The following is a 24,771-nucleotide window of genomic DNA, read 5'->3' as shown; positions in this document are numbered from 1 at the left end:
TCAACGCAGTCGGGTGACCGTGAGCGCAACCACCGCGATGCGCTCCACGCGTTCATAACCAGGTTTCTCCAGTTCCTCACCGAAGACATCAGGGTCCAGTTCGCGGTAGGTCCAGCCATAGGCATCACTGCCCAGCAACGGTTTGACCGCATCAAGGAAAGGATCGCCACCCGCCACCATGGCTACCCCGGTGTACAGCAGCAGGCTGCCACCCAGGGCCAGACGCCCCAGGGATTCGCTGACGATGCGCACCGACAACTGCTCGCCCAACGCTCCCCCGCCATGGCGATAGGTACGCTGGCGGTCGTCGTTCATGTACGGCGGGTTGGCAACGATCAGGCCGAATTGCCCCTCAACGCTGGCCAGCACGTCACTGTGGTACACACTGACGTTACTCAACCCGGCCAGTTCGGCGTTCACAGCAGTCAGGCGCAGGGCGCGGGGGTTGATGTCCACCGCCAGCACCTGGGCGTCATGCCGGGCACGGGCAACCACCAATGCGCCCACACCGGCGCCGCAGCCAATATCTACAGCGCGCTTGAGCGGTTCAAAACGCTGCTGCAAATGGGCTTCGATCACCTGGGCAAAACGGTAGCTGTCGGGGCCGAAGAACACCGCGTCCGCTTGCACCGTAGGGTAAGGTGAATGGGCGAACAGCAGGTCGTCGAGGCTCGACCAACGTACCGTGCTGCGCCATAAGGCGTCGTGCTTTTCGATCACATCGGCTTGCTGCAACTCTTCGCGAAACGCCTCGGGCAACAGGTCGTGGTCGAACGGCATCGACCAGCCGAATACGTCGCGCAGGGTCATCGCCAACGGCGTCGCCAAACGCCGGTAGACACGCTCGTGGGTCAAGGGCGTCGGCGTAATGAAGCGGTAACCGCTTTCCTTCAACCCTCGGCCCAGGTTCAGCAAGGCGCGATCAGCGAGTTGTTGGGCAGACATAGATACATTCCTTAGCGCAAACGCGCGCGCAGTTGGATAAAGCGGCGAGTGGCATACAAGCCTGCGGGGCTGCTGTGGCGGCGTGCCGACAGCCATGGAATCAGCGCGTTGAGCTGCTGCTCGTCAGGCAGGTTCCACAGCGAATCGGCCAGGGCCTGGGTGTCGGGGTCTGCCGGGCGGTGATGGTCGCGGGCAAGCCGGCTGCCGCGCCCCGGCCGCACCGGCGGCACACGCTGACCGCTGGCCCAGTCAGCAGCGATCCAGTCATGCAGCAGCTGTTTTTCCGCTGCGCTGAACACCCCGAACATCGCCGCACCCGCCCCCTCGATCAACTGCCAGAAACGGCTCTCGGCCGGGTCCTGGTTGCGCTTGATCCAGCCCTTGTCTTGCAAGGCACTGAGGAAGTCGCCGATCTGCCCTGGCTTGGCCAACCATTGGTTAACGGTCTGGCCTTCGAAGCGGCAGTAGTCCGAGTGCATGTGCTGGCCGAAGGTACGCTTGCGCTCAAGCATCGCGACCACCTCATCTTGCAGGTTGAACTGCTGGATTACAGCCGTCGTACCCGGGCCAAGATCATTAAGGCGATAGCCAGCGGCGACACGGCGATAAAACTCTGCCCTGCCCTCGCCCAGCGGCAGCAGGCCCAGCACCGCTTGTGCAGCCTTGCAGGCGTGGCCGCTGCTGGCGTTGTCGATGGTCACATGGAGGGTGAAGTAATAGGGGTCAATGCCCAGTTCGCTGAGTTCGTAAGCGGTGATCAGCAGGTGCAGCGGCAGTTGTTCGTAGCCCAGGTTATAGCCGATAACTTCCGGCAAAAACTCCTCGGCGCACAAGCCCAGGGCCAGTTGCAGCGCACCTTGCAGGTAGTGCTCGTCCTCAAGGCCGGCTTCGCTGTCGGCGTCGTGATCACTGAGCAGCTTGCGATAGATCACCACATGGTTCTGCGCGGCTTCACCATCGCCCAACTCTTCCAGATAGGTGGTGAGCAAGCCGTCAAAGCGCTGGTCTTGCCAGTAGCGCAGCAGGCCGTAGAGCCAGGCGCCATCTACCTGTTTGGTCGGCGCCACGCGTTGCAGCACGTACAACGCGTGGGCTTTGTTGTGGAAATAGCGTCGTGGCCGCCCTTGCTGGCGCTGTTCAAGATAATCGGCATAGGCCTGAGCCACGGCGGCGCAGCGCTGCTCGACCCAGGCCGTGAGTTGTTCGGGCGCCTCAGGCAAGTCGCAATCGGTTTGCTCTACCTGGGCCAATTGGTCCTGCAGGTATTCACGCGCCAGCTCGGCGGCGTCTGGCGTTTCGCCGTACAGCTGTTGATACACCCGTTGATGGCGGCCCAGGGCCGAGTCGGTGAGAGAGGCCGGCTGGCCTGACAGCGCTGTAAGGAGTGTCATGATGGCAGTTTCCGCAAAGTCCGTTACAACGGGCCTCCCACAAGGTGGCCCCGCAAGAGCGCTCAACATCACGCGCTTCTAAAATGCAGAGCGTCGGGGCGTGCGGAAAATTCAAACGGGGTTGGATTGGGAGGGATAAGCGGTCGTTTTTCAGGGCTCACAAAACCAAAATGCATGTAGGAGCGAGCTTGCTCGCGAAAAACTCACAGACGCCACGTTTATTCAGGAAACACGCGTTATCGTTGACGTTTTTCGCGAGCAAGCTCGCTCCTACAGGGGTTGAGATGGCGCTATTACTTGCGCGCTGCCTCCCACTGCTTGAGCAGGTCGTTGTAGTTCACGGTTTCACCCTTGGGCTTCTCGTTGGCCAGTTTCGGCTTCGGTGCGCCCGGCTGGTCGAACCAGTATTGTGCGTCACGCTCTGGGTTCATTTTCGGGCCGCATACCGGTTGCACCTTGGAGCGTTCCAGGCGCGTCATGATCGCATCCTGCTCCTTGGCCAGGTTGTCCAGCGCCTGTTGCGGGGTTTTCTCGCCGCTGGCTGCGGCGGCGATGTTGCTCCACCATAGTTGCGCCAGGCGTGGGTAGTCGGGCACGTTGGTGCCGGTCGGCGACCACTCGGTGCGCGCCGGGCTGCGGTAGAACTCCACCAGGCCGCCGAGTTTGGGCGCCATGTCGGTCATGGCCTGGGAGTTGATATCAGACTCTCGAATCGGTGTCAGGCCGACGATGGTCTTCTTCAGCGATACGGTTTTGGAAGTCACGAACTGCGCGTAGAGCCAGGCCGCGAGTTTCTGCTTCTCGGGCGTGGACTTGAGGAAGGTCCAGGAGCCTACGTCCTGATAGCCCTTCTTCATGCCCTTTTCCCAGTACGGCCCGACCGGCGACGGCGCCATGCGCCATTTCGGCGTACCGTCGGCATTCACTACCGGCAGGCCCGGTTTGACCATGTCGGCGGTAAACGCGGTGTACCAGAAGATCTGCTGGGCAATGTTGCCCTGGGACGGCACCGGGCCGGACTCGGAGAAGGTCATGCCCGCCGCTTCCGGTGGCGCGTAGGCTTTCATCCAATCCACGTATTTCTGCGTGGCGAATACCGCCGCCGGGCCGTTGGTGTCGCCGCCACGGGTGACGCTGGAGCCCACCGGGTGGCAGTCCTCTACACGAATGCCCCACTCGTCCACCGGCAAGCCGTTGGGCAAGCCCTTGTCGCCGCCGCCGGCCATGGAGAACCAGGCATCGGTGAAACGCCAGCCCAGGGACGGGTCTTTCTTGCCGTAGTCCATGTGCCCATAAATGCGTTTGCCGTCGATTTCCTTGACGTCTTCGCTGAAGAACTTGGCGATGTCTTCATAAGCCGACCAGTTCACCGGTACGCCGAGGTCGTAGCCGTATTTTTCCTTGAACTTGGCCTTCAGCTCCGGGCGCTCGAACCAGTCGGCGCGGAACCAGTAGAGGTTGGCGAACTGCTGGTCGGGCAACTGGTAGATCTTGCCGTCCGGCGCGGTGGTAAACGACAGGCCGATAAAGTCCTTGAGGTCCAGGGTGGGCGAAGTGAAGTCCTTGCCTTCGTTGGCCATCAGATCGGTGATGGACTCGGTCTTGCCGTAGCGAAAGTGCGTACCGATCAGGTCCGAGTCGTTGACCCAGCCGTCATAGATATTCTTGTCGGACTGCATCTGGGTTTGCAGCTTCTCCACCACGTCGCCTTCCTGCAGCAGGTCATGGGTAAGCTTGATGCCGGTGATTTCACTGAAGGCCTTGGCCAGCACCTTGGACTCGTACTCGTGGGTGGTGAGGGTTTCCGACACCACGTTGATCTTCATCCCACGGAACGGCTCCGACGCCTTGATAAACCACTTCAACTCTTCAAGCTGTTGGGCTTCGCTGAGGGTTGAGGGTTTGAACTCGCTGCCGATCCATTTTTTTGCGGCATCTTCATACGCATCGGCCCAGGCCGAAGCGCTCAAACCACTGAGGGCCAGTACGGCGGCCAATGAAATGCTATGTCGCAGCTTATTGTTTTTATTCAACATAGAGACCTCCAGGTTAGTTTCAAACGGGCTATCTGCAACCACCTCCCTTGTAGGAGCGAGCTTGCTCGCGAAGCACTCAAAGACACCGCGGGCTACCAGGAACACTGCGTTATCGTTGACGATTTTCGCGAGCAAGCTCGCTCCTACAGGGTCGTGTAGGCCTAGCCCCAACGCATCACACTCAACAGCCATACCAGGGAGAGCGCGGACGCCACCCAAATGCTCCAGTCGGTAACGCCGATCACCAGCAAATGCAGGTAGGCGCTGCCGAGAAGACCGATAAACAAGCGATCACCACGGGTGGTGCTGATCGGCAGCAGCCCGCGCCGGGGGATGCTCGGCGAGCGCAGCTCCCAGGTGGTCATGCCCGCCAGAATCAGGGCGATGCCGCCAAAGAACAACGCAGTGGGGGTGGTCCAGGCCATCCATTCCATCATCGACTCCTCTAGACCCGGCCCAGGGCAAAGCCCTTGGCCACGTGGTTGCGAACAAACCAGATCACCAACATGCCAGGGAGGATAGTCAACACGCCCGCTGCCGCCAGGACGCCCCAATCAATCCCCGATGCTGACACCGTGCGGGTCATCACCGCCGCGATGGGCTTGGCGTTGACCGAAGTCAGGGTGCGCGCCAGCAGCAGTTCGACCCAGGAAAACATAAAGCAGAAAAACGCCGTAACGCCGATGCCGGAGCCGATCAACGGAATAAAAATCTTCACAAAGAACTTGGGAAAACTATAGCCATCGATGTAGGCGGTTTCGTCGATTTCCTTGGGCACCCCAGACATGAAACCTTCCAGGATCCACACCGCCAACGGCACATTGAACAGGCAATGGGCCAGGGCCACGGCAATGTGCGTGTCGAATAACCCGATGGAGGAATACAGCTGAAAAAACGGCAGCAAAAACACCGCAGGCGGCGCCATGCGGTTGGTCAGCAGCCAGAAAAACAAGTGCTTATCACCCAGGAAGCGGTAGCGCGAGAACGCATAGGCCGCCGGCAACGCCACACTCAGGGAGATCACCGTGTTCAGACTCACGTAGTACAGCGAGTTGAGGTAGCCGGTGTACCAGCTTGGGTCGGTGAAGATCACCTTGTAGTTGGCCAAGGTGAAATCCTGCGGAAACAGGGTCAAGCCGCCGAGGATTTCGGTGTTGCTCTTGAAGGACATGTTCAGCAGCCAGTAAATCGGCACCAGCAGGAACAGGATGTAGATCAGTAATGGAATAAGCTTGCGCTTGCTCATGTTGGCGGCCTCAGCGGTTGGCGTCGGAATGGGTCATGGCGGTGTAGAACAGCCAGGACACCAACAGAATGATCAGGAAGTACACCAGGGAAAACGCCGCCGCCGGGCCCAGGTCGAATTGGCCGACGGCCATCTGGGTAAGCGTCTGACTCAAGAAAGTGGTGGCGTTCCCCGGCCCGCCGCCGGTGAGCACGAAGGGTTCGGTGTAGATCATGAAGCTGTCCATAAACCGCAGCATTACCGCGATCAGCAGCACGCTTTTCATCTTCGGCAACTGGATATGTCGGAACACCGCCCAGGCCGATGCACGATCAATCCGTGCGGCCTGGTAGTACACGTCCGGAATGGCCCGCAAGCCGGAGTAGCACAGCAGGGCCACCAATGAGGTCCAGTGCCACACATCCATCACCAGCACGGTGACCCAGGCGTCCATGGTGTTCGCCGCGTAGTTGTAGCTGATGCCCAGGGCGTTGAGGGTCGAGCCCAGCAGGCCGATGTCGGCGCGGCCAAAGATCTGCCAGATGGTGCCGACCACGTTCCACGGAATCAGCAAGGGAATGGCGAGGATGATCAGCACCAGCGAGGACCAGCGGCCCTTGGTGGGCATGGTCAGGGCGATGGCGATGCCCAGCGGGATCTCGATCAACAGCACGCAGGCCGAGTAGATGAACTGGCGCAGCAGCGAGTCGTGCAGGCGTGGGTCGAGCAACACCTGCTTGTACCAGTCGGCCCCGACGAAATAGCGGCTGGACTGGTCGAAAATGTCCTGCACCGAATAGTTGACCACGGTCATCATCGGGATCACCGCACTGAACGCCACCAGCAGGAACACCGGCAACACCAGCCACCAGGCCTTGTTGTTCTGCACCTTGTTCATGGCGCCACCTCCAGCAGGTAATCGTCGGCGTAGAGCATCAGCCATTGAGCGGGGAAGCTGATGGACGCCCTGCCTTCCGGCACCGGTTTGTCTTCGGCCAGGCGCACTTTAAGCGTGGCGCCGTCAAGGTTGAGGGTCATGATTTTGTAGGTGCCCAGGTCTTCGACATGCAGGACCTCGGCTTGCAGGGCGTCAGGGTTGTGCTCATCCCATACGTGGATAAACTCCGGGCGGATGCCGACCTGGAGTTTTTTGCAGTCGGTGACGTTGAGCCGTTGCTGCAACGCCTCCGACAGCGGCAGGAAGGTGTTGGCAAACCCTATACCGCCAGGCTTGGCCTGCACCTCAATCAGATTCATCCCCGGGCTGCCGATGAAATAGCCGACAAAGGTATGGCTCGGCCGCTCGAACAGTTCCCGCGGCGTGCCGAACTGCACGATCTGCCCGCCGTACATCACCGCGATCTTGTCGGCGAAGGTGGAGGCTTCCAGTTGGTCGTGGGTAACGTAGACCATGGTGATGTTGAACTGCTCATGGATCTGCTTGAGCTTGCGCCGCAGTTTCCACTTCAGGTGCGGGTCGATCACCGTCAGCGGCTCGTCGAACAGGATCGCCGACACGTCATCGCGTACCAGGCCACGGCCCATGGAGACTTTCTGTTTTTCGTCGGCGGTGAGGTTGCGGGCTTTTTTGCTCAGCAGGGTTTGCAGGTCAAGAACTTCGGCAATTTCCTGCACCTTGCTGTGAATTTTCGCCTCGGCCATGCCCTGGTTTCGCAGCGGGAAGGCCAGGTTATCGAACACCGTCATGGTGTCGTACACCACCGGGAACTGGAACACCTGGGCGATGTTGCGCTTTTCCGGGGTCAGGTCGTTGACCACTTGGGTGTCGAACAGCACCTGGCCTTCGGACGGGCTAAGCAGGCCGGAAATGATATTAAGCAGCGTGGACTTGCCGCAGCCTGACGGCCCGAGCAAGGCGTAGGCACCGCCCTGCTCCCAAACATGGTTCATTTCCCGAATGGCGTAGTCCTCAGGCCCTTTTGGCGTGGGGCTGTAGCTATGGGCCAGGTTACGCAAATGGATCTCGGCCATCAGGCAACCCTCGCGACACGGCGCCCGGGGGCCTGGACCAAACGGCCCTGGCCATCGAACACAAACAGTTTATGGGTGGGGATATACACGCGGATCGGCGCGTCCACGTCGTACTCATGCACCCCCGGCAGGTGCAGCACCAGCAGGAAGTGCTCGCTGCGCACATGCAGGAAGGTTTCCGAGCCGCTGATTTCAGCGACCTCCACGGTCACCGCCAGCTCCAGGTCATCGTCATTGCTCGGCACCAGGCTGATATGGCTTGGGCGCACGCCGAAACGGAACTCGCCCTCGCCGATGGGGCGCAGGTCGACGTTGAGTGGGAAATGCACGAAGTTGGCGAAACTCACTTCATTACCGCTGATACGCCCTGGCATCAGGTTGATCGGCGGCTCGGAGAACAGCTCAGCGGCCAGCACGGTCTGCGGCTGGTGGTAGACCTCGGCAGCCTTACCGCTCTGGATCACCCGGCCTTCATGAAGAATGGTGGTGGTGCCACCCAGGGCCAAAGCCTCGTTGGGCTCGGTGGTGGCATAAATGGCGATGGTGTGGCGCGCCTTGAACAGTTCGCGCATTTCCTGACGCAGCTCTTCGCGCAGTTTGTAGTCCAGGTTGACCAGCGGCTCATCGAACAGAATCAGTTCGGCGTCTTTGACCAGGGCGCGGGCCATGGCGGTGCGTTGCTGCTGGCCACCGGACAGTTCCAGCGGGTGGCGTTGCAGGAACTTTTCGATGCGCAGCATTCTGGCGGTTTCCAGCACCTTGCTCTGGATCAGTTCGTTGGATACACCGGCCTGACGCAACGGCGAGGCGATGTTCTCGAAGACGGTCATGGTGGGATAGTTGATGAACTGCTGGTAGACCATCGACACATTGCGCAGGCGTACCGGCTTTTGCGTGACGTCCACGCCGTTCATCAGGATGCGACCGCTGTCGGGCTTGTCCAGGCCGGCCATCAGGCGCATCAGGCTGGTCTTGCCGGACAGGGTGCGACCGAGCAGCACGTTGAAGGAGCCGGCTTCGAACCGCAGGTTGGCGTCGTCGATCCAGGTTTGGCCGTCGACAACGCGGGAGACATGTTCCAGGGTCAATGACATGACACGACCTTTTTTATTATTGGAATGAATCTGGTCCGTTGTCAGAGCGAGTTTCGTGCCAAAACCGCAAGCGCTTGATGTGTAAGGAAATGGGTGAACCATGATGTTCAGGAGTGAACAATCCGGCTGAACAACTGAACACTGTCGGGGTTGACAATGAACAGTTGTGAACAACACTTTATGCGCGACGAAGATCAAATGTGGGAGCGGGCTTGCCCCCGATGGCGGTGCATCAGTTTGTAGATGCTGTGCCTGACCCTCTGCCATCGCGGGCAAGCCCGCTCCCACATTGTTCGATGTCTGACGTTAGATGGCGCAAGACCCGACAACAATAATAATGAAGGTCGCACGATGGCCGAACCCTTGACCCACGACACCCTTATCCAGGAATCCTGGCGCCGTTGCCGCGCCTATGGCCTGGATCACCAGAGCCCCCCCAGCTTTGACCAACTGCCCGCCGACGGCATCAGTCAACTGCTGGAAAGCCAGCATTCACTGGTGCAGACCACGCATCAGGAAGTGCTGCCCTACTACGAAAACATCCTCAGCAACTCCAACTGCCTGATCATGCTGGCCGACAATCAGGGCCAGGTCCTGACGTCGTGGGGCACCCAACGGTTTATCGAACCCAGGCTGGCCCGTGGCTTCAGCCCCGGCGCGAGCTGGATGGAGCGTGCCAGCGGCACTAACGCCATCGGCACCGCACTGGCCTGCGCCCAGGCCGTGCATATCGAACACGACGAACATTTCCTCAAGGCCAACCGCTTCATGACCGGCTCGGCGGCGCCTATCTTCGATGCCCAACGGGAAATCATCGCGGTGCTGGATGTGTCCAGCGACAGCTACCTGCCGCCCTCCCACACCCTGGGCATGGTCAAGATGATGAGCCAGACCGTGGAAAATCGGCTGATCCTCAACCTCTTTCGTGGCGAACATTTTCAACTGACCTTCAACACCGGCTTGAGCAACCTCGACAGCCAGTGGGCGGGCCTGCTGATCTTTGATGAAAGCGGCCAAGTGCTGTCGGCCAATCGGCGTGCGGACAACCTGCTGGGCATAAGCCTGTCGCGGGTGATGATCGACAGTCTGTTCAAGGTGTCACTGCTGGAGTTGCTCAACCAGCCCGAAGGGTTGCCGTTTGCGTTGCAGGCGGCGGGACGCAATCGCTTCCAGTGCCTGTTGAAACGGCCCAGGCAGATGCCGGTACAGGCGCGGGTGTTCAGCCAACCGCCGCCGCCAGCACCGACCTCGATCAACCTCAAGACCCTGCATTTTGGCGATGCGCGCGTGGAGAAAGCCGTGCGCCAGGCCGAGCGCCTGTTGGAAAAGGACATTCCACTGCTGATTCATGGCGAAACCGGCGTGGGCAAAGAGGTGTTCGTCAAAGCCCTGCACCAGGCCAGTTCCCGCAGCCGACAGGCGTTGATCGCGGTGAACTGTGCGGCGATTCCCGCAGAGCTGGTGGAATCGGAACTGTTTGGCTACGAAAAAGGCGCGTTTACCGGCGCCAATCAGAAAGGCAGCATCGGCCTGATCCGCAAGGCCGACAAGGGCACGTTGTTTCTCGATGAGATCGGCGATATGCCGTTGCCAACCCAGGCCCGCCTGTTGCGGGTGTTGCAGGAGCGCTGTGTGCAGCCGGTGGGCAGCAGCGAGGTGTTCCCGGTGGATTTGCGCATTATCTCGGCGACCAACCGTGCATTGCGCGAGCTGGTGCAAGCCGGACGTTTTCGCGAGGATTTGTACTACCGCATCGGCGGCCTGACCCTGGAATTGCCGCCGTTGCGCGAGCGCACCGACAAGCAGGCGTTGTTTCAGCAACTGTGGCAGCAACACCGCGAGCCGAACCAGTGGGCCGGGCTGAGTGCCGAGGTGCTGAGGTTATTTGAGCAACATCCGTGGCCGGGCAATTTGCGTCAGGTGAGCAGCGTGCTGCAGGTGGCGTTGGCGATGGCCGAGGACCAGCCGATTCGCGCAGAACATCTGCCGGATGATTTTTTTACCGATTTGAAGCAAGCGCCGCCGCTGCCCACCCGCGAGCGTCTGGATGAAAACCTTGACCTCAAACAACGCCTGCAAGCCATGGGCGGCAATATTTCCCACCTGGCTCGGGAGTTGGGCGTAAGCCGCAATACCCTGTACAAGCGCCTGCGCGAACATGAGGGTTGATTTAGCGCCAGCTCCACGACACGCCGGTGTAAATGCCACGCCCATCGGCAGGGGTTGAACGTGCTGCGTCCATGCCGTTGTCGTCGTACCCCGGCGTAACGGTGTTGGCATAACGGCGGTTGGTCAGGTTGCGCAGGTCGACCCAGGCTTGCCAGTCTTGCTGGGGTGCGTCATAGCCGAACGTGGCACCGAGGGTGGTGTAAGCCGCGGCGTAGTAGGAATTGGCGTAGTCCACCGCTACCCGCGAGGCGTGCTCGGTGTTGAGGCTGGTGTAGAAACCCGTCGGGTGGCTGTAGCGCACCTGCGCCTGATAGTAATGCTTGGGGATGCCGGGCAAGGTGTTGTCGCCGAAACGGTCATCGTCGCGGTAGTGGAAGTCGCTGTAGGTATATGCCTGGCGCAGGTCGAGCCTGCCATTGCGGCCACTGTCCCATAGCGGGCTGAGCAGGCTCAGCTCCACGCCCTGGTGCACGGTGGGGCTGGCGTTGGATTCGGCAATGATCGCGCTGCTGTTGGCGGTTTGAGCCTGGGTTTCCACGGAAAGCAATTCGTGGCGTACTTCGGAGCGGTAGAGGGCCAGGTCCCATTGGCCGAGCCATGCTTCACCGCGACCGCCGACTTCCAGGGTGGTGGCGGTCTGGTTCTTCAGGCTGACACCTTCGCGTGCCAACCCATTGGCAGGGCCGGCGTCGAAATATTTGTTGGACCCCCAGATCATCGACCAGGCGTGCGGCGGCTCTACCGACCGGCTCAGGTTGGCGTATACCTGCAATTGCGGGGTGAAGTCGTAACGCAGGCCGATGCGCGGTGCGTAGTCCCAGTCATGCTGACTGAGCGGCGCCTGGCCGTCGGGGTAGGTCACCTGGGTTTCGCGGCGGGTGTAGATCGCGGCGAGGCCAGTGGTCAGCCACAGATCCTCCACCAGCTCCAGCTCGTTGCCGACATGCAGCACGGTGTCGGAGCCCAGGTAGCTGTAATCGCGGGTTTTGGTGCCGGGCGCGTAGATTGCGGTCTTGCCCGCCGGGATGCGCACATATTCCGAGGCGCCATTATTGGGCATCGCCTGGGTGGTGCGCAGGCCGACGGTGGTTTTGCTGGCATGGCCGAACAGGTTGTCCTGACGGATGTAGTTCAGGGTGCCGCTGATATCGGTGTAGGCAACCTTGAGGCGGTTGGTGCCCTCGCGCAGATCCATCGGGTAATCGTGATAGGCCAGCCCGACTTCGATTCTTGATGCGTCATCGAGTTGCAAGGTGGTCTTGTTGGCGATCCAGGTAGAGCCCGGTTGCAGGCGTTTTGAATCGCGGGTGGCGTTCAGGCTGTTGGCGGCACGCGGGTCATGGCTGATCTGGTAACGCGTAAGCTTGCCGGGCGAGTCGTTGGTGGTTTCGCGGTAGCGCAGGTAGAAGCGCGTTTCCAGGTCCGGGTTGAAGCGGTAGCCGAAGTTGGCGGCGATGCCCTTGCCGGTCCCGGCGCTCTGGTGCTGGTAGCCGTCGGACTCGGAATCGGTGAGGCTGATGTAGTAATCGGCCTCCCCCAGCACCTGGCCGGAACTGATCTCACGCTGGGCATAGCCGCGGCTACCGACTTCATAGCGCACTTGCAGCTTGGGCGCGTCATAGCCAGTGCGGGTCACGTAATTGACCGAACCGCCCAAAGCCAACGCGCCCTGATCGAACCCATTGGCGCCCCGCAGCACTTCCACGCGGCTTTGCCAAAGCGGGTCCTTGAGCTCATACGGCGTACCGCCCGGGCCCGTGAGCGGCAGACCGTCGAACATTTCATATAGGCCGGAGCCATGGGCACCCGGGCTGCGGTTCAGCCCCGAACCACGAATGGACAGCTTCACGCCTTCGTTATTCGCCGCCTTGGCGTACACCCCGGCCTGGTACTTGAACACATCCTCGTTACTGCTCACCCGCCCCTGTTGCACGCTGCCCATATCGATGTAATTGGTGCCGCCGGGCACGCTTTTGAGCTGGCCTTGGGCGATTTCCCCGGCACTGGCCTCGGTGGTGGTGACTTCGACTGGCGCCAATTGCAGGCCTTCGGCCTGTACCAGCGAACTGAGGGTCAGGGCGGCGAAAAGAAACGGCGGTTGGCGCAGCAACATTGGGGCAAGTCCTTGGAATGCGGGGGCGTGGCAGGCCGGGCCCACCACGCGAACAGTGATGGGAAGGCAAGTACACCCGTCAGGTCACGCCTTAAAGACGAACCATGGCGCCGGCAAACCAGCACCGAGCAGGTTTCAGCCGTCCGGCTCCGCCAATTCCCGCATCAGATCGTCCGCATCCGAACCCGGCGGAAAGCGAAAACCGTACATTTCATCGGTAGCCAGGATGTCGCCCAGTGCATCGCGCAACTGCGCCTCCGAAGGCGAGTTGCGCAGCAGCGTATGCGCCGGCAACAGCAACTCGGCAGAGACGCCCTGGACAGTCGCGGCGTCGATCACCGCGAACAGGATAAACCGCAAACGTATTTCGCGATCCGTGGGCCAAACCGTTTTTCGTTTACCCAAGGGAGGGCCTCGTGTTTAAGAAAAATCCGAGGCTATTGCCCACAGGCAAGCGTTTCAAGCAGCGGGAGGCAAGATAGGCCGCTTCCTACAGCGGAAAGAGAAACACCGTACCGATTGGTCGATGGATAAGCCTCACTGCACCGGCAGGAAGTTCATCAGCAACAAACTTTGCGCGTAATTGAGGCCAATGCGTCGGTAACGCTCATCGAGGATTTGGGTGAGCAAGTCCAGACGCGCCACGATCTTGCCGAACTCAACGGCAAAACTGAGGTTACTGCCCTCCTCCGATATTTCATTGGAAAACAACAGCAGCACACCGTTGGCATCCTGGCGCTGGCTGAGCAACCAGGTGGCCTTCTCGATATTGCGCGCCGCATTGCTGACAAACTGCGGGTTGATCGAGTCGGTCACATAGAACTGCGTACGCCCGCCGTGGGCGGTCACGAGCATACTGCCAATCGCGTAGATAAACGCGCCGACGCGGTCGCCGCGAAAGTCAGGGCTCAGGGAGTAACTCAGGGCGGCCAGATCACGCCGGTCCCCCAATGCAGGCAAGGGTTGACGATTTTCGATGGCCTGGCGAATGACCCGAGCGGCGCTCACCGCATCCGGGTAGCCCGACTGACGCCACTGGCTGGGGTTGCGCAGGTACAGCTTGCTCATCAGCAGGTAGAGGCTTTGCAGGTTGTCGCGCATCCCCAGGGTGGCCATGCGGTCGACACTGGTCTGGAAGAACTCATCGGGCTTGCCATCGCTGAATTGCCTGGCGATATCGCGGCCCTGTTGTTGGCTGCAGCCTGTTGCGCAGAGCGCGAAAACCGCAGCAAGCAACAGCGGCCATCTGGAGGTAAAAACAGTTGACGTTCGATCCATCGGCACCGGGTCTGATTCTGTGGGCCACACACGGGAATCGGGTGACCGGGACAGGGGTAGATCAGCAAAATGCAAAAAAGTGCAGCGGTGCGGGTCGGATCAGCATAGGACTACAGGCGCTGATCTGACCCGGCACTTGCTGGCCGGATGCGCTAAAGCACTATCGTGGCAAGCATCCCCAGGGCGCCCAGGCAAAACCCGACCAACGCGCCGCGCCCAGGCGCTTCATGAAACAGCGACCAAACCACCACAGGCTCAAGCAGCAACAAGGACGTGACCGAGACCACGGTGACAATCCAGATATCACCCACCGCCTTGTACCCCAGCCAATAAGCGCCCAGCAGGCAAAGCCCGGCAAAACACATCACCACGACGGGCAGCACAAACGCCGTCCAGGAGCCGCTACCAGTGTGGGCCAGCCTGGCGGTCACCACCTCACTGTAGATCGCACAAAACTCACCAATCACCATCAGCCCTAAAGCAAAAACTCCGAGTAATTCTTTGGACATATCAAAAACTCCTTCGTATTCAGCGCAGTGTTTTTCAGCTCCCAGCCAGCGACGCTGACATCTAGGGAGGCGTTGGCTTGATACGAAATGCTTTTGAAAAGACCTGAATTATCGAAGTACTTATCCACGCTCATATCCTTCAAAGGGGGTCGAGGCTCAGCGCCTCTTTGGTGAGTGCGAGCTGATCATAGAGGTACCGTGCCGCCATTCACAATGATCGAATGCCGATATTGAACGGTAAAAGCCGAGCCCCTCCCGGTTAGTGAGAGAAAAATTAAATAAGGATTTTCGCTGGAAAACTAAGAAAAGTCTTACATCTTTAGCGCTGATTTCATGCAATTAATCCCATATATTCAAGGAGCTAACCAGAAGGGATACCCCATTGCTAGTTGTCACCAGAACACCCAATAAACGCCTATACATCGGCGGCGACATCCGAATCAAAGTGATCAAGGCTGAAGGCGACACTGTGTCCCTAGGAATCACTGCACCAAAACACATCTTGATTATTCGATCAGAGCAAGACGAAAGAGCCTTGGATGACGCGCCTATACGTTCCGACGCACTGGAATAGGCAAGGTGCCCATAAGCATGATCGTAGTCATGGGCTGGTAATTGATAGCGAGTGCTGCCATGAGATTTTCTCTGGAGAAAAATCCCGCCGAAACGAGCCTTGAGTAAATGGAGGATCGTTTAAAGACAGCTTTGCAGTGCCGCCAGTCTTTTGTTGGCGATCCAGTTGCCAACCACCACATAATATTTGGCCACCGAGCCGGCCCCTTGAGGCTGAATATCGACGAAATATTGGGAGCCTTCTGTAAAGACCGTATATCCATTATCGCGTCCAGGCTGAAGCGTTGCGCCAGGAGTACCCCCGAAGATGGGCTGGTTCTGCCATTCGTAATGAACACATTTAGCCAGCGCTGCGTCGGACTTCTTCGAGGTCAAGACTTTGTATGGTCCCTCTTGGCGAGCCTCGTTCATCGTTGGCGCCATACACCCCGCTAGCATCGCCACCGCGGCGGCCACTATCAAAATCCGCATGTCATTCCCTTTTTAGTTTGGCGGGACTGTAGCATTGAGAGGGCTGGATGCAAAAAACCCAGCTCGGGACTGGACTGGCAAAGGTCTATGCCTGCGCACTCCAGACCGCCAACTCATAACCATCCGGGTCAATGAAGTGAAACCTTTTGCCTCCAGGAAAAGAGAGAATCTCCCGGCTTAATAGGCATCCAGCATGGATGGAGTACCAGTAAAGTGGGAGCGGCTCGGCGGGATCTGTGCGCCCCGGCTGCAAGACTGATTGAGCAATTGCGTTGTCGAACTGTTTGAAGCAGCGACGATCTACCGACGTAGCGGTTTACCGTCGTTCCGAGGAGAGTGTGAAGCCTACGCGCTTACCGCGGTGAGCAATAGGTTGCGGAAACCGCCAGAAATGATGCGGAAACGATCAGGCTTTACAGCTTTTGCCTATCCAAACCCCGAAAACGCAAAAGCCCCACTTTCGCGAGGCTTTTGTGTAAATCTTGGCGGGAAACCAGGGATTCGAACCCTGGGAACGCTATTAACGTTCGCCGGTTTTCAAGACCGGTGCATTCAACCACTCTGCCAATTTCCCTTGTGCATCACAGGATTATAGTCGCTCATCCCGTGTCAGCGGGCGCCATAATACCCGAATGAAACACACTGTCAAACTCTCTGCATCGCTTGTTACAGGGCGTCTGTTATGATCTTTGCGACTGAACGTTTCAAAACTGAAGGAGTGTCGCCATGCGCGAACAGAATTACGCAGTGAATGGCAACGCGCAGGCTGAGCAGCTTGAAGTCAGCCGCGTGTTGCGCAATACGTACGGCTTGCTCGCCTTGACGCTCGCATTCAGCGGCGTGATGGCGTATGTGGCCCAACAGATGCGCGTTGGTTATCCGAATATCTTTGTCGTGCTGATTGGCTTCTACGGTCTGTTCTTCCTGACCAACAAGCTGCGCGATTCGGCCTGGGGCCTGGTGTCGGCGTTTGCCTTGACCGGTTTCATGGGCTTTATCTTAGGCCCTATCCTCAACCGTTACCTGGGCATGGCCGGCGGTGCGGAAGTGGTCAGTTCGGCGTTTGCCATGACGGCCCTGGTGTTCGGTGGCCTGTCGGCCTACGTGCTGATCAGCCGTAAGGACATGAGCTTCCTGGGTGGTTTTATCACCGCAGGTTTCTTCGTGTTGCTGGCAGCGGTAGTGGCCAGCATGTTCTTCCAGATCAGCGGTCTGCAGCTGGCGATCAGCGCGGGTTTTGTGCTGTTTTCCTCGGTGTGCATCCTGTTCCAGACCAGCGCCATCATCCACGGCGGTGAGCGTAACTACATCATGGCCACCATCAGCCTGTATGTGTCGATCTACAACCTGTTTATCAGCCTGTTGCAGATCTTCGGCATCATGAGCCGCGACGACTGATCAGCAAGCGCTATAAAAAATGCCCCGTATCCCGAGATACGGGGCATTTTCATTTCCAGGCTTGAAGGTCAGTACTGGTTGGGCTCCATCTCCAGCTCGACCTTGAAACGCTTGAAGATATCCTGCTGGATACGTAGCGCCAGGTTGGCAATCTCACGCCCTGTGGCTGCGCCGTAATTGACCAGGACCAACGCTTGCATCCTGTGCACACCCGCATCGCCGTCTCGAAAGCCCTTCCACCCAGCCTTGTCGATCAGCCAGCCGGCGGCGAGTTTCATTTGCCCATCGGCTTGAGGGTATGCGACCAAGTCGGGGTAGTGGCTTTGCAGTTCGGCAGCAAGGGCGTGGGTTACCAGTGGGTTCTTGAAGAAGCTGCCGGCATTGCCCAGTTCTGCGGGGTCCGGCAGTTTCTCGCGGCGAATGCTGCAAATCGCCCGGCTCACGTCGCTTGGCGTAGCGTGGGTGATGCCTTGCGCGGTCAGGCGCTGTTGAACAGGGCCGTAGTCGAGTTTCAGGTGAGTGGCGCGGCTGAGGGCAAAGCGTACCCGCAGGATCAACCACCGCCCGACCTCATGCTTGAACAGACTGTCACGGTAAGCAAAGTTGCATTCGTCCAGGCTGAAATCCCGCAGCTCGCCCGTCTGGCGATCCAGCGCAGTGAGGCCGGTGAAGACATCCTTGATCTCTACGCCGTAGGCACCGATGTTCTGCATCGGCGCGGCACCGACGGTGCCGGGGATGAGGCTAAGGTTTTCCAGGCCGCAGAAGCCGTGCTCAAGGGTCCAGAGGACGAACGGATGCCAGGCTTCGCCCGCTTCGGCTTCGATCACGACATGCATGCCGTCGTCGTGCAGCACGCGAATGCCTTGGGTTGCCATGCGCAACACCAGCGCCGGGATATCCTGGGTCAGCAGCAAATTGCTGCCGCCGCCGATCACCAGCAGCGGCACCGCGTGCGCAGCGGCATAGGCGACAGCCTCGCGAACCTCGGCATCGCTGTGGGCCTCGGCGAATAATTGAGCGCGCACATCAATGCCGAAGCTGTTGAATGGCTTAAGCGATACCTGAGCACGCACTTGCAAGGTCATAACCGCCCCTTCAATTCGATCACCAATAAATCACAGGCGCGCTCGATCAGGTCCAGGACCCGCTCGAAACCTTGTTCACCTTCGTAGTAAGGGTCTGGCACTTCGTCCACTTCGCCGTCAAAGCGGCGCAGGAACAAATCCAGTTCCGCCTTGCCCTGCCCCGGCTGCATGGCCTTGAGGTTGCGCAGGTTACTGTCGTCCATGGCCAGGATCAGGTCATAGCGCGCAAAGTCGGCGCGGCTGACCTGCTGGGCACGCTGGCTCGACAAGTCATAGCCACGCGCCAGTGCCGCACGCTGGCTGCGCTGGTCCGGCGGGTTGCCGACATGCCATTCCCCGGTGCCGGCAGACGCCACCTCGATCTGGCCGGCCAGGCCCGCCTCACGCAATTTATGGCGCAGCACGCCTTCAGCGGTGGGCGAGCGGCAGATATTGCCCAGGCATACAAACAGAACTTCCATCAGGCGCCCAGCAGGCGACGGACGCGTTCGAGGTCTTCCGGAGTGTCGACACCCGCCGGCGGCGCTTCCAACGCATCGCCCACATGGATGCGTACGCCGTGCCATAAGGCGCGCAGCTGTTCGAGGGATTCGGTATTCTCCAGCCAGCAGGGGCCCCAGCTGACAAAATCATGCAGGAAACCGGCGCGGTAGGCGTAGATGCCGATATGGCGGCGATATGGCACGCCCTCCGGCAACACGTCGCGATTCTTGGCAAAGGCATCCCGCGCCCACGGCAAGGTGGAGCGACTGAACGTCAGTGCCAGGCCATTGATGTCGCTGACCACTTTCACCACGTTCGGGTTGAACAGCGTCTCGATGTCTTCGATCGGTTCGGCCAGGGTCGCCATACGCGCCTCGCCATGGGCCGCGAGGTTGGCGGCGACCTGGTCGATGACACCCGGAGGGATCAATGGCTCGTCGCCTTGCACGTTGACCACAATGGCGTCGGGCGCCAGGCCAAGCTTTGTCGCCACTTCGGCCAGACGATCAGTGCCGGAGTTATGGTCTTCGCGGGTCAGGACCGCTTCGGCTCCAAAACCTTTGCACGCCTCGATGATACGCGGGTCGTCGGTAGCCACCACCACCCGCTCGGCGCTGCTTTTGCACGCTTGTTCCCATACCAGCTGGATCATCGGCTTGGTGCCGATCAGTTGCAGCGGCTTGCCCGGCAGGCGCGTCGAGGCATAACGCGAGGGAATGACAACGGTAAAGGCGGTGGTCATTTATCCAGGCGCTCATCAGTGGTCAGGGTGCGGGCTTCGCTTTCGAGCATGACCGGGATGCCATCACGGATCGGGTAAGCCAGGCCGGCACCTTTGCTGATCAGCTCGGTTTTGTCGGCGCTGAGCTTGAGCGGGCCTTTGCAGATCGGGCAAGCGAGGATATCGAGCAGTTTGGTGTCCATGAGTGATTCCTGGAAAGAAGCGTTAAGGCAATAGACGATTGGGCAGCAGACGCATCAGCTGCGTGTCGAACCAAGCGACGAACGCCGGCGAAGGTACCGCATCCACCGCAAGGTACCACCAGTCGGGCTGGGCAAAGGCGCGGCACTTCACCGCGTCCTTTTCGGTCATGACCAGCGGCAATGACGGGGTAAAATTCAAGACCTCGGAGCTGTAGGGCGCGTGGTCGGCAAAAGCATGGGGCAGCGGCTGCCAGTGTAGCGTTTCAAGGGTATTGAAGAAACGTTGCGGATTGCCGATACCGGCGACCGCATGCACCTGTTGGGCCGGCGCAAAGTGCGTGACGGGCTGGCGCTCGCCACTGTGCAGGTTGACCAGCGCGGTGGGCTGCAGCCGGAAGGCAAAACCATCCTCACGGTCCGAACCGGCACCGTTATAGAGCAATGCATCCACACTCTGCAGGCGTTCTACCGGCTCGCGCAACGGCCCGGCAGGCAGGCAGCGACGATTGCCGAGGCCGCGGGCGGCATCGATCAGCACCAGTTCAAGATCGCGGGCCAGGCGATAATGCTGCAGGCCGTCGTCGGAGAGGATCAGGTCCAGGGGTTCACTAGCCAGCAGGGCCTTTACTGCGCGACTGCGGTCGGGGTCGATCATCAGTGCTACGCCGCTGCGTTGCACGATCAGCAAGGGCTCGTCGCCGGCCACCTCGGCGCTGTGGCTGGCCTCGACCCGCCACGGCAACTGCGGCGGCTTGGCGCCGTAGCCACGGCTGACCACGCCCACGCGTAAACCGCTACGACGGCAATGCTCGATCAACCACAGGATCAGCGGCGTTTTGCCGGTGCCACCCACGGTGATATTGCCGACTACCACCACCGGCACCGGTGATTGATAAATCTCGCCCTCGCCTGCCACGAAGCGCGCACGCTTGCGTTCCACCACCCGGCGATACAGTGACTCCAGCGGCCGCAACAGCACCAATGCCGGATGGCCCTCGTACCAGGCCTTGAGCAAACGATCGGACATGGCCATCAGGGCGGGCTCGCCGCCTCGACGGTGGTCATGCGCAAATGGCTGAAGCCCAGCTTGCCGGCCGCGTCCATGGCAGTGATCACCGCTTGGTGTTGGGTCTTGCCATCAGCACTGATCGACAGCGGTAGCTGGGTGTCGCCACCGGATTCCTTCTGCAAGGCCTCCATCAGGCTGGCGAGGTCGTTTTTCGGCAGCAATTGGTTATTCACTGAAAAAACGCCGTCTGCGCTGATGGCGATATCCAATTGCTTGACCTGCTGGTCTTCGGCGGATGAACCGCTCACCGCCTCCGGCAGATCGACACGCAGCTGGGTTTCTCGGGTAAAGGTGGTGGTCACGACAAAAAACAGCAGCAGGATGAACACCACGTCGATCAATGACGCGAGGTTGATATCGACATTTTCCCGTTGCTTGCGGCGAAATTTCACGCTTTGCCCTCGACCAGGTCTACGTCACGGTCGCCCTGCACCACTTCCACCAGCTTGATGGCTTCCTGTTCCATGCCAACCACCAGCTCGTCGATGCGACGTTGCAGGAAGCGGTGAAAGAACACCGCCGGAATCCCCACCATCAGGCCCGCTGCCGTGGTGATCAGGGCCTTGGAAATACCACCGGCGAGAACCGCCGCATTGGTCGCCATGCCAGCGCCCATAAACGAGCTGAAGATATCGATCATGCCCAGCACCGTACCGAGCAAGCCCAGCAGCGGTGCCATAGCGGCAATGGTACCGAGAGCGTTGATGTAGCGCTCCAGTTCATGGATAACCCGGGCAGCGGCTTCTTCAATGCACTCTTTCATGATCTCGCGGCCATGCTTGGAGTTGGCCAGGCCGGCGGCAAGGATTTCACCCAGCGGCGAATTGGCGCGCAGCTCCTTGAGCTTTTGCTTGTCGAGCTGTTTGTTCTTGATCCAGCCCCAGACCTGCCCCAGCAGGTGCTCGGGGGTCACGCGACTGGCGCGCAGGGTCCACAGGCGTTCGGCGACGATGCCGAGTGCGGCGATGGAGCTCAGAATAATCGGCAACATCATCCAGCCGCCGGATTTGACCAATTCCCACACAGTGAATGTCCCCTCGAAAAAGTGCGCCACTTTACCATATAGGTTCAGCGGCGGGGTTCGTCGGCAACAGGCCCGCCCGTTGCGGCCCTGAGTCTTTGGTAACGCCGGGTTACGGTAACGGTTCGCGCCAGAAACGACGTTGACTGCGCGCAACCGTCGGTGGCGTGAATGCTCCCAGGCGCAACCGTACAGCGCCTTGCTCGGCACTGTCATAGACCCGGCTGCCCAATGCCTGATAGCGCTCCAGCACCTGCGAATGCGGGTGCCCGAACGCATTGCCGCGCCCCCGGGAAATCAGCACCGCTGTTGGCGCCAGCCGCTGCAGGAAAGACCAGGATGAAGAGCTGCGGCTGCCATGGTGCGGCGCTTGCAGCCAGTTGGTCGGAACCGCCAGCGGCGAGGCCAGGAATGCTTGTTCGGCGGCGCGGTCGATATCACCGGTGAGCAGCAAGCGCTCGCCATTGGCCTGGACCTGCAATACGCAGGATTTCGGATTACCCTCAATCGCGTCAGACCATTGCCACAGTTCAAATGCCACGCCGTCCCACTCCCACTGCTCGCCACTGCTACAGGGTTGTGTAGCGAGGAACGCTGGCAGCCCTTCGGTTTCACCGCCCACCACACGCTTGACGGGCAGGCCAAGAGCCACCGCCGCCGCACCGCCGGCATGATCAGCATCGGCATGACTGAGCAGCATCATGTCCAACTGCCCTACCCCGAGCTTTTTCAGCGACGGCAAGACCACCCGCGCGCCCAGATCGACAGGCCCCGAGCGTGGGCCGGCATCGTAGAGCAAGGTGTGATGGCGGGTACGCAGAATCAGTGCCTGGCCCTGACCGACATCCAGTTGCAACACCTCCACCTGGCCATTGGGCACCCCATCCCTGGGCGGAAACACTGCCACCAACAGCATCGGCCAACCCAGCACTCGAAACGGCAGCCCCTTGGGCAACAGCACGATCACTGCGCCCGCCAGGCTCACCAACCAATACATCCACGGCACTTCAGCCGGTACCCAGGCCGGCAGTTGTGCAGCCAGCAGCGCCAGGCCCTTGAACAACCCATCCAGCGCGCCACCAGCCAGCCACAAAAGGCCCTCGCCGATCAACGGCACCCATAGCAGCGCCGTGCCCAGCAGCGCCAACGGCAGTACCACCAGACTGATCCAGGGCACGGCGAAGAGATTGGCCACCGGGGCACTGAGGCTGATGGGCAACCCCAACACCAGCAGTACCGGAAACAAGCCAATTGCGATCAACCACTGGGGGCGGGTCCAGATCTGCCAGACGTTCCAGGGCCCCAGGCGCCCGCTGAACGCCAGCACCAACACCGCGACCGCCGCAAACGACAACCAGAACCCCGGCTGTAAACTGGCCAGGGGCTCAATGAGCAGCACGCCATTCAACGCCAGCAACAACGGCCACCAGACCCCCAAATGGCGAAAACGCATACGCCACAGCAGCACCAGGCCGACCATCACACACGCCCGCTGCACCGGCACTCCGAACCCCGCCAGCAGGCCGTAGCCCAACGCCGCGGCAAACGCCAAGCCGCACGCCCACGGCAGCCACGGCCAGCCTCGCGGCCAGCAACCATAGCGCGCCAACATGGCGACCAAGCCGTAGATCAACCCCGCCAGCAAGCCGATGTGCTGTCCGGAAATCACCAGCAGATGCACCGTGCCGGTGTTCTGCAACGCTTGCCAATCCTCAGGTGCAAGCCCGGAACCGTCGCCCAACACCAACGCCGCCAGGCCCGCCTCACGGCCGTGGGCCTCCACGGCCATCAGGCGCTGGCGAACCGCATCGCGCCAGGCATGGCGCGCCGGCGCCAGGCGCTCACCGTCCTTCACCGTCGCACTGGCGCCGATGCGCTGGGCCAGCAGCCAGGCTTCGTGGTCAAAGCCATGGAAATTGAGCAGGCCGGCAGGCCGCTTGAGGGTCAATGCCAGACGCCAGTACTCGCCGCTGTTTACGGTCGGCCCGCCGTGCCAGGACACGCGGATACGTTGGGGTAGCCGTGCATTACGGGACCGACTGTCGGCCAGCTCGAAACGCACGCCCGTGCGTGTGTGCTGCGGCAAGCCGATGACACGCCCTTGCACCCAGCGTGTCTGACCGTCCAGCGTCGGTTGCAATCGATCATCCAGTGCCCACTGTGCGCTGATGCAGGCCCAACTCAAGCCAACCAGAAAGAACGCCACGGGATAGGTGCGAAAAGGCAGCAGTATCAAGGCCAGTATCAGCATGGCCAGCAGCCCGGCGCCAGACGGCAGCGCGGGTAACCAGCGCAACGCCAGCAACCCCAGCGCCAGCGCGAACATCCCTGTTTTCATGGATCATCCTTTTCCAGTGATCCACTTAAGTCTTAGCCGACTGACCGGGAGCGCCTATGATGTTTTGTCACAAAGTCTGAATTTTCTGTTTATAGAATCCGGGCATACTTGCCCTTCAAATTGACCTGGACCCCTTATGCCCCGGCGCTTATTCAAACGGTACATGCCCGATCCCAGCAGCATCAGGGAACACAAGTCATTACAGTTTCTTGGCACCCTGCTGCATGACCCGAACCTCTGGCACCTGAACCGGCATTCAGTCGCGCGCGCGATGGCGGTGGGTTTATTTGCGGCGTTTATACCGATTCCGTTGCAGATGCTGCTTGCAGCGATCCTGGCGATCACCGTGCGCGGCAATATGCCGATAGCGGTCAGCCTGGTATGGCTGACCAATCCGGTCACCATGCCGGTGGTATTCGTCTGTACCTACCTGACCGGCGCCTGGCTGATGAATGTACCGCCGCGCAGCCTGCCCGACGACCTGACCTGGGAATGGATCAGCGGCCAGTTGAGCACGCTCTGGCAGCCGTTTTTGCTGGGCTCGGTGGTATTGGGGCTGGTGCTGGGTGCGCTGGCCTATTGCTTGACCATGGCCTACTGGCGCTGGTGGGTCGCCCACCAGTGGAAGAAACGCAAGCTGCGTCGCCGTTGACG

At 60.2% G+C, this 24,771-nt stretch carries 25 protein-coding genes, 1 tRNA gene and 1 pseudogene; 4 read left to right on the top strand and 23 right to left on the bottom strand.

Annotated elements, in window-relative coordinates; genetic code table 11:
* The 8 genes from TX23_RS16735 to TX23_RS16700 all read right to left on the bottom strand — a co-directional run bounded on the left by TX23_RS16735 (window position 1) and on the right by TX23_RS16700 (window position 8,683).
* Complete coding sequence (locus TX23_RS16735) at window positions 1-945, bottom strand: methyltransferase (RefSeq protein WP_057703152.1); 945 nt, start codon at window positions 943-945, stop codon at window positions 1-3.
* 11 nt (window positions 946-956) lie between these two features.
* A complete protein-coding gene (locus TX23_RS16730) occupies window positions 957-2,336 on the bottom strand; it encodes an iron-containing redox enzyme family protein (protein ID WP_057703151.1) in 1,380 nt (459 codons plus the stop codon).
* A gap of 293 nt (window positions 2,337-2,629) precedes the next feature.
* The gene (locus tag TX23_RS16725; RefSeq protein ID WP_044273975.1) at window positions 2,630-4,372 is read right to left on the bottom strand and encodes an ABC transporter substrate-binding protein; all 1,743 of its coding nucleotides are present in this window, start codon (window positions 4,370-4,372) and stop codon (window positions 2,630-2,632) included.
* A 161-nt stretch (window positions 4,373-4,533) separates the two neighbouring features.
* A complete protein-coding gene (locus tag TX23_RS16720; protein WP_014718862.1) occupies window positions 4,534-4,806 on the bottom strand; it encodes a DUF2160 domain-containing protein in 273 nt (90 codons plus the stop codon).
* An 11-nt stretch (window positions 4,807-4,817) separates the two neighbouring features.
* Window positions 4,818-5,618 carry a carbohydrate ABC transporter permease gene (locus tag TX23_RS16715; RefSeq protein ID WP_003232361.1) on the bottom strand — a complete coding sequence of 267 codons (801 nt, stop codon included), beginning with the start codon at window positions 5,616-5,618 and terminating at the stop codon, window positions 4,818-4,820.
* A gap of 10 nt (window positions 5,619-5,628) precedes the next feature.
* Window positions 5,629-6,495, bottom strand: coding sequence for a carbohydrate ABC transporter permease (locus TX23_RS16710; protein WP_003192014.1), 867 nt, complete (start codon window positions 6,493-6,495; stop codon window positions 5,629-5,631).
* Entirely contained in the window at window positions 6,492-7,589 is a 1,098-nt protein-coding gene (locus tag TX23_RS16705; protein WP_057703150.1) for an ABC transporter ATP-binding protein, read from the bottom strand. Before TX23_RS16705 ends, TX23_RS16710 begins: the two co-directional genes overlap by 4 nt.
* Window positions 7,589-8,683, bottom strand: a complete 1,095-nt coding sequence (locus tag TX23_RS16700) for an ABC transporter ATP-binding protein (RefSeq protein ID WP_057703149.1) — start codon at window positions 8,681-8,683, stop codon at window positions 7,589-7,591. Before TX23_RS16700 ends, TX23_RS16705 begins: the two co-directional genes overlap by 1 nt.
* 351 nt (window positions 8,684-9,034) lie before the next feature.
* Between TX23_RS16700 and TX23_RS16695 the strand changes: the two genes are divergently transcribed.
* Entirely contained in the window at window positions 9,035-10,852 is a 1,818-nt protein-coding gene (locus TX23_RS16695) for a sigma-54-dependent Fis family transcriptional regulator (protein WP_057703148.1), read from the top strand.
* A 1-nt stretch (window position 10,853) separates the two neighbouring features.
* Here TX23_RS16695 and TX23_RS16690 read toward each other — a convergent pair whose 3' ends face one another.
* From TX23_RS16690 to TX23_RS16675, 4 genes are all read right to left on the bottom strand, one after another.
* The gene (locus tag TX23_RS16690; protein WP_057703147.1) at window positions 10,854-12,965 is read right to left on the bottom strand and encodes a TonB-dependent receptor family protein; all 2,112 of its coding nucleotides are present in this window, start codon (window positions 12,963-12,965) and stop codon (window positions 10,854-10,856) included.
* 135 nt (window positions 12,966-13,100) lie between these two features.
* Window positions 13,101-13,370, bottom strand: a complete 270-nt coding sequence (locus TX23_RS16685; protein WP_057703146.1) for a hypothetical protein — start codon at window positions 13,368-13,370, stop codon at window positions 13,101-13,103.
* Between the two features lie 132 nt (window positions 13,371-13,502).
* Complete coding sequence (locus TX23_RS16680) at window positions 13,503-14,243, bottom strand: hypothetical protein (RefSeq protein ID WP_057703145.1); 741 nt, start codon at window positions 14,241-14,243, stop codon at window positions 13,503-13,505.
* A gap of 152 nt (window positions 14,244-14,395) precedes the next feature.
* Window positions 14,396-14,713 (bottom strand): hypothetical protein, encoded by a 318-nt coding sequence (locus TX23_RS16675; protein ID WP_057703144.1) that lies wholly within the window; start codon window positions 14,711-14,713, stop codon window positions 14,396-14,398.
* A 421-nt stretch (window positions 14,714-15,134) separates the two neighbouring features.
* On the opposite strand from TX23_RS16675, the gene TX23_RS28805 reads away from it, so the two are divergent.
* Entirely contained in the window at window positions 15,135-15,326 is a 192-nt protein-coding gene (locus TX23_RS28805; RefSeq protein WP_157243924.1) for a carbon storage regulator, read from the top strand.
* 119 nt (window positions 15,327-15,445) lie between these two features.
* Here the strand turns inward: TX23_RS28805 and TX23_RS16670 are convergent, their stop codons facing one another.
* The 3 genes and pseudogenes from TX23_RS16670 to TX23_RS16665 form a co-directional block, all read right to left on the bottom strand.
* Entirely contained in the window at window positions 15,446-15,736 is a 291-nt protein-coding gene (locus tag TX23_RS16670) for a hypothetical protein (RefSeq protein WP_238346551.1), read from the bottom strand.
* A gap of 145 nt (window positions 15,737-15,881) precedes the next feature.
* Window positions 15,882-15,989, bottom strand: a pseudogene (locus TX23_RS28480) (VOC family protein); the annotation flags it as partial.
* Window positions 15,990-16,279: 290 nt separating this feature from the next.
* A tRNA-Ser gene (locus tag TX23_RS16665) sits at window positions 16,280-16,370 on the bottom strand.
* Window positions 16,371-16,522: 152 nt separating this feature from the next.
* Here TX23_RS16665 and TX23_RS16660 point away from each other — a divergent pair.
* The gene (locus tag TX23_RS16660) at window positions 16,523-17,194 is read left to right on the top strand and encodes a Bax inhibitor-1/YccA family protein (RefSeq protein ID WP_003192030.1); all 672 of its coding nucleotides are present in this window, start codon (window positions 16,523-16,525) and stop codon (window positions 17,192-17,194) included.
* 68 nt (window positions 17,195-17,262) lie between these two features.
* Here TX23_RS16660 and murB read toward each other — a convergent pair whose 3' ends face one another.
* From murB to TX23_RS16620, 8 genes are all read right to left on the bottom strand, one after another.
* A complete protein-coding gene (gene murB / locus TX23_RS16655) occupies window positions 17,263-18,282 on the bottom strand; it encodes a UDP-N-acetylmuramate dehydrogenase (RefSeq protein WP_057703142.1) in 1,020 nt (339 codons plus the stop codon).
* Window positions 18,279-18,743: a low molecular weight protein-tyrosine-phosphatase gene (locus TX23_RS16650; protein WP_057703141.1), complete on the bottom strand. Its 465-nt coding sequence runs from the start codon at window positions 18,741-18,743 to the stop codon at window positions 18,279-18,281. Before TX23_RS16650 ends, murB begins: the two co-directional genes overlap by 4 nt.
* Entirely contained in the window at window positions 18,743-19,507 is a 765-nt protein-coding gene (gene kdsB, locus TX23_RS16645; protein WP_057703140.1) for a 3-deoxy-manno-octulosonate cytidylyltransferase, read from the bottom strand. The genes TX23_RS16650 and kdsB overlap by 1 nt, the downstream gene beginning before the upstream one ends.
* Complete coding sequence (locus TX23_RS16640; RefSeq protein ID WP_003174668.1) at window positions 19,504-19,689, bottom strand: Trm112 family protein; 186 nt, start codon at window positions 19,687-19,689, stop codon at window positions 19,504-19,506. Before TX23_RS16640 ends, kdsB begins: the two co-directional genes overlap by 4 nt.
* Before the next feature lie 22 nt (window positions 19,690-19,711).
* Window positions 19,712-20,722 (bottom strand): tetraacyldisaccharide 4'-kinase, encoded by a 1,011-nt coding sequence (lpxK, locus tag TX23_RS16635; RefSeq protein ID WP_057703139.1) that lies wholly within the window; start codon window positions 20,720-20,722, stop codon window positions 19,712-19,714.
* Window positions 20,722-21,150, bottom strand: coding sequence for an ExbD/TolR family protein (locus TX23_RS16630; protein ID WP_057703138.1), 429 nt, complete (start codon window positions 21,148-21,150; stop codon window positions 20,722-20,724). Before TX23_RS16630 ends, lpxK begins: the two co-directional genes overlap by 1 nt.
* Window positions 21,147-21,782 carry a MotA/TolQ/ExbB proton channel family protein gene (locus TX23_RS16625; RefSeq protein ID WP_046068614.1) on the bottom strand — a complete coding sequence of 212 codons (636 nt, stop codon included), beginning with the start codon at window positions 21,780-21,782 and terminating at the stop codon, window positions 21,147-21,149. Before TX23_RS16625 ends, TX23_RS16630 begins: the two co-directional genes overlap by 4 nt.
* 109 nt (window positions 21,783-21,891) lie before the next feature.
* A complete protein-coding gene (locus TX23_RS16620; protein ID WP_082629642.1) occupies window positions 21,892-24,117 on the bottom strand; it encodes a DNA internalization-related competence protein ComEC/Rec2 in 2,226 nt (741 codons plus the stop codon).
* 136 nt (window positions 24,118-24,253) lie between these two features.
* Between TX23_RS16620 and TX23_RS16615 the strand changes: the two genes are divergently transcribed.
* Entirely contained in the window at window positions 24,254-24,769 is a 516-nt protein-coding gene (locus TX23_RS16615) for a DUF2062 domain-containing protein (RefSeq protein ID WP_005789057.1), read from the top strand.
* Window positions 24,770-24,771: the final 2 nt, after the last annotated feature.

This window comes from Pseudomonas paralactis, from assembly GCF_001439735.1.
In the GTDB taxonomy this organism is placed as follows: Bacteria; Pseudomonadota; Gammaproteobacteria; order Pseudomonadales; family Pseudomonadaceae; genus Aquipseudomonas; species Aquipseudomonas paralactis.
Note: the sequence above shows the minus strand (reverse complement) of the source record. Positions and strands in the feature narration are given on the sequence as shown.

What these genes read in the sequence shown, in the direction of transcription:
- TX23_RS16735 (WP_057703152.1), bottom strand. Translation starts at nt 945, where the DNA reads ATGTCTGCCCAACAACTCGCTGATCGCGCCTTGCTGAACCTGGGCCGA.
- kdsB (WP_057703140.1), bottom strand. Translation starts at nt 19,507, where the DNA reads ATGACCACCGCCTTTACCGTTGTCATTCCCTCGCGTTATGCCTCGACG.
- TX23_RS16695 (WP_057703148.1), top strand. Translation starts at nt 9,035, where the DNA reads ATGGCCGAACCCTTGACCCACGACACCCTTATCCAGGAATCCTGGCGC.
- TX23_RS16730 (WP_057703151.1), bottom strand. Translation starts at nt 2,336, where the DNA reads ATGACACTCCTTACAGCGCTGTCAGGCCAGCCGGCCTCTCTCACCGAC.
- TX23_RS16650 (WP_057703141.1), bottom strand. Translation starts at nt 18,743, where the DNA reads ATGGAAGTTCTGTTTGTATGCCTGGGCAATATCTGCCGCTCGCCCACC.
- TX23_RS16640 (WP_003174668.1), bottom strand. Translation starts at nt 19,689, where the DNA reads ATGGACACCAAACTGCTCGATATCCTCGCTTGCCCGATCTGCAAAGGC.
- TX23_RS16615 (WP_005789057.1), top strand. Translation starts at nt 24,254, where the DNA reads ATGCCCCGGCGCTTATTCAAACGGTACATGCCCGATCCCAGCAGCATC.
- TX23_RS16660 (WP_003192030.1), top strand. Translation starts at nt 16,523, where the DNA reads ATGCGCGAACAGAATTACGCAGTGAATGGCAACGCGCAGGCTGAGCAG.
- TX23_RS16620 (WP_082629642.1), bottom strand. Translation starts at nt 24,117, where the DNA reads ATGAAAACAGGGATGTTCGCGCTGGCGCTGGGGTTGCTGGCGTTGCGC.
- TX23_RS16690 (WP_057703147.1), bottom strand. Translation starts at nt 12,965, where the DNA reads ATGTTGCTGCGCCAACCGCCGTTTCTTTTCGCCGCCCTGACCCTCAGT.
- TX23_RS16715 (WP_003232361.1), bottom strand. Translation starts at nt 5,618, where the DNA reads ATGAGCAAGCGCAAGCTTATTCCATTACTGATCTACATCCTGTTCCTG.
- lpxK (WP_057703139.1), bottom strand. Translation starts at nt 20,722, where the DNA reads ATGGCCATGTCCGATCGTTTGCTCAAGGCCTGGTACGAGGGCCATCCG.
- TX23_RS16725 (WP_044273975.1), bottom strand. Translation starts at nt 4,372, where the DNA reads ATGTTGAATAAAAACAATAAGCTGCGACATAGCATTTCATTGGCCGCC.
- TX23_RS16710 (WP_003192014.1), bottom strand. Translation starts at nt 6,495, where the DNA reads ATGAACAAGGTGCAGAACAACAAGGCCTGGTGGCTGGTGTTGCCGGTG.
- TX23_RS16675 (WP_057703144.1), bottom strand. Translation starts at nt 14,713, where the DNA reads ATGGTGATTGGTGAGTTTTGTGCGATCTACAGTGAGGTGGTGACCGCC.
- TX23_RS16680 (WP_057703145.1), bottom strand. Translation starts at nt 14,243, where the DNA reads ATGGATCGAACGTCAACTGTTTTTACCTCCAGATGGCCGCTGTTGCTT.
- TX23_RS16700 (WP_057703149.1), bottom strand. Translation starts at nt 8,683, where the DNA reads ATGTCATTGACCCTGGAACATGTCTCCCGCGTTGTCGACGGCCAAACC.
- TX23_RS16670 (WP_238346551.1), bottom strand. Translation starts at nt 15,736, where the DNA reads ATGAACGAGGCTCGCCAAGAGGGACCATACAAAGTCTTGACCTCGAAG.
- murB (WP_057703142.1), bottom strand. Translation starts at nt 18,282, where the DNA reads ATGACCTTGCAAGTGCGTGCTCAGGTATCGCTTAAGCCATTCAACAGC.
- TX23_RS16705 (WP_057703150.1), bottom strand. Translation starts at nt 7,589, where the DNA reads ATGGCCGAGATCCATTTGCGTAACCTGGCCCATAGCTACAGCCCCACG.
- TX23_RS16720 (WP_014718862.1), bottom strand. Translation starts at nt 4,806, where the DNA reads ATGGAATGGATGGCCTGGACCACCCCCACTGCGTTGTTCTTTGGCGGC.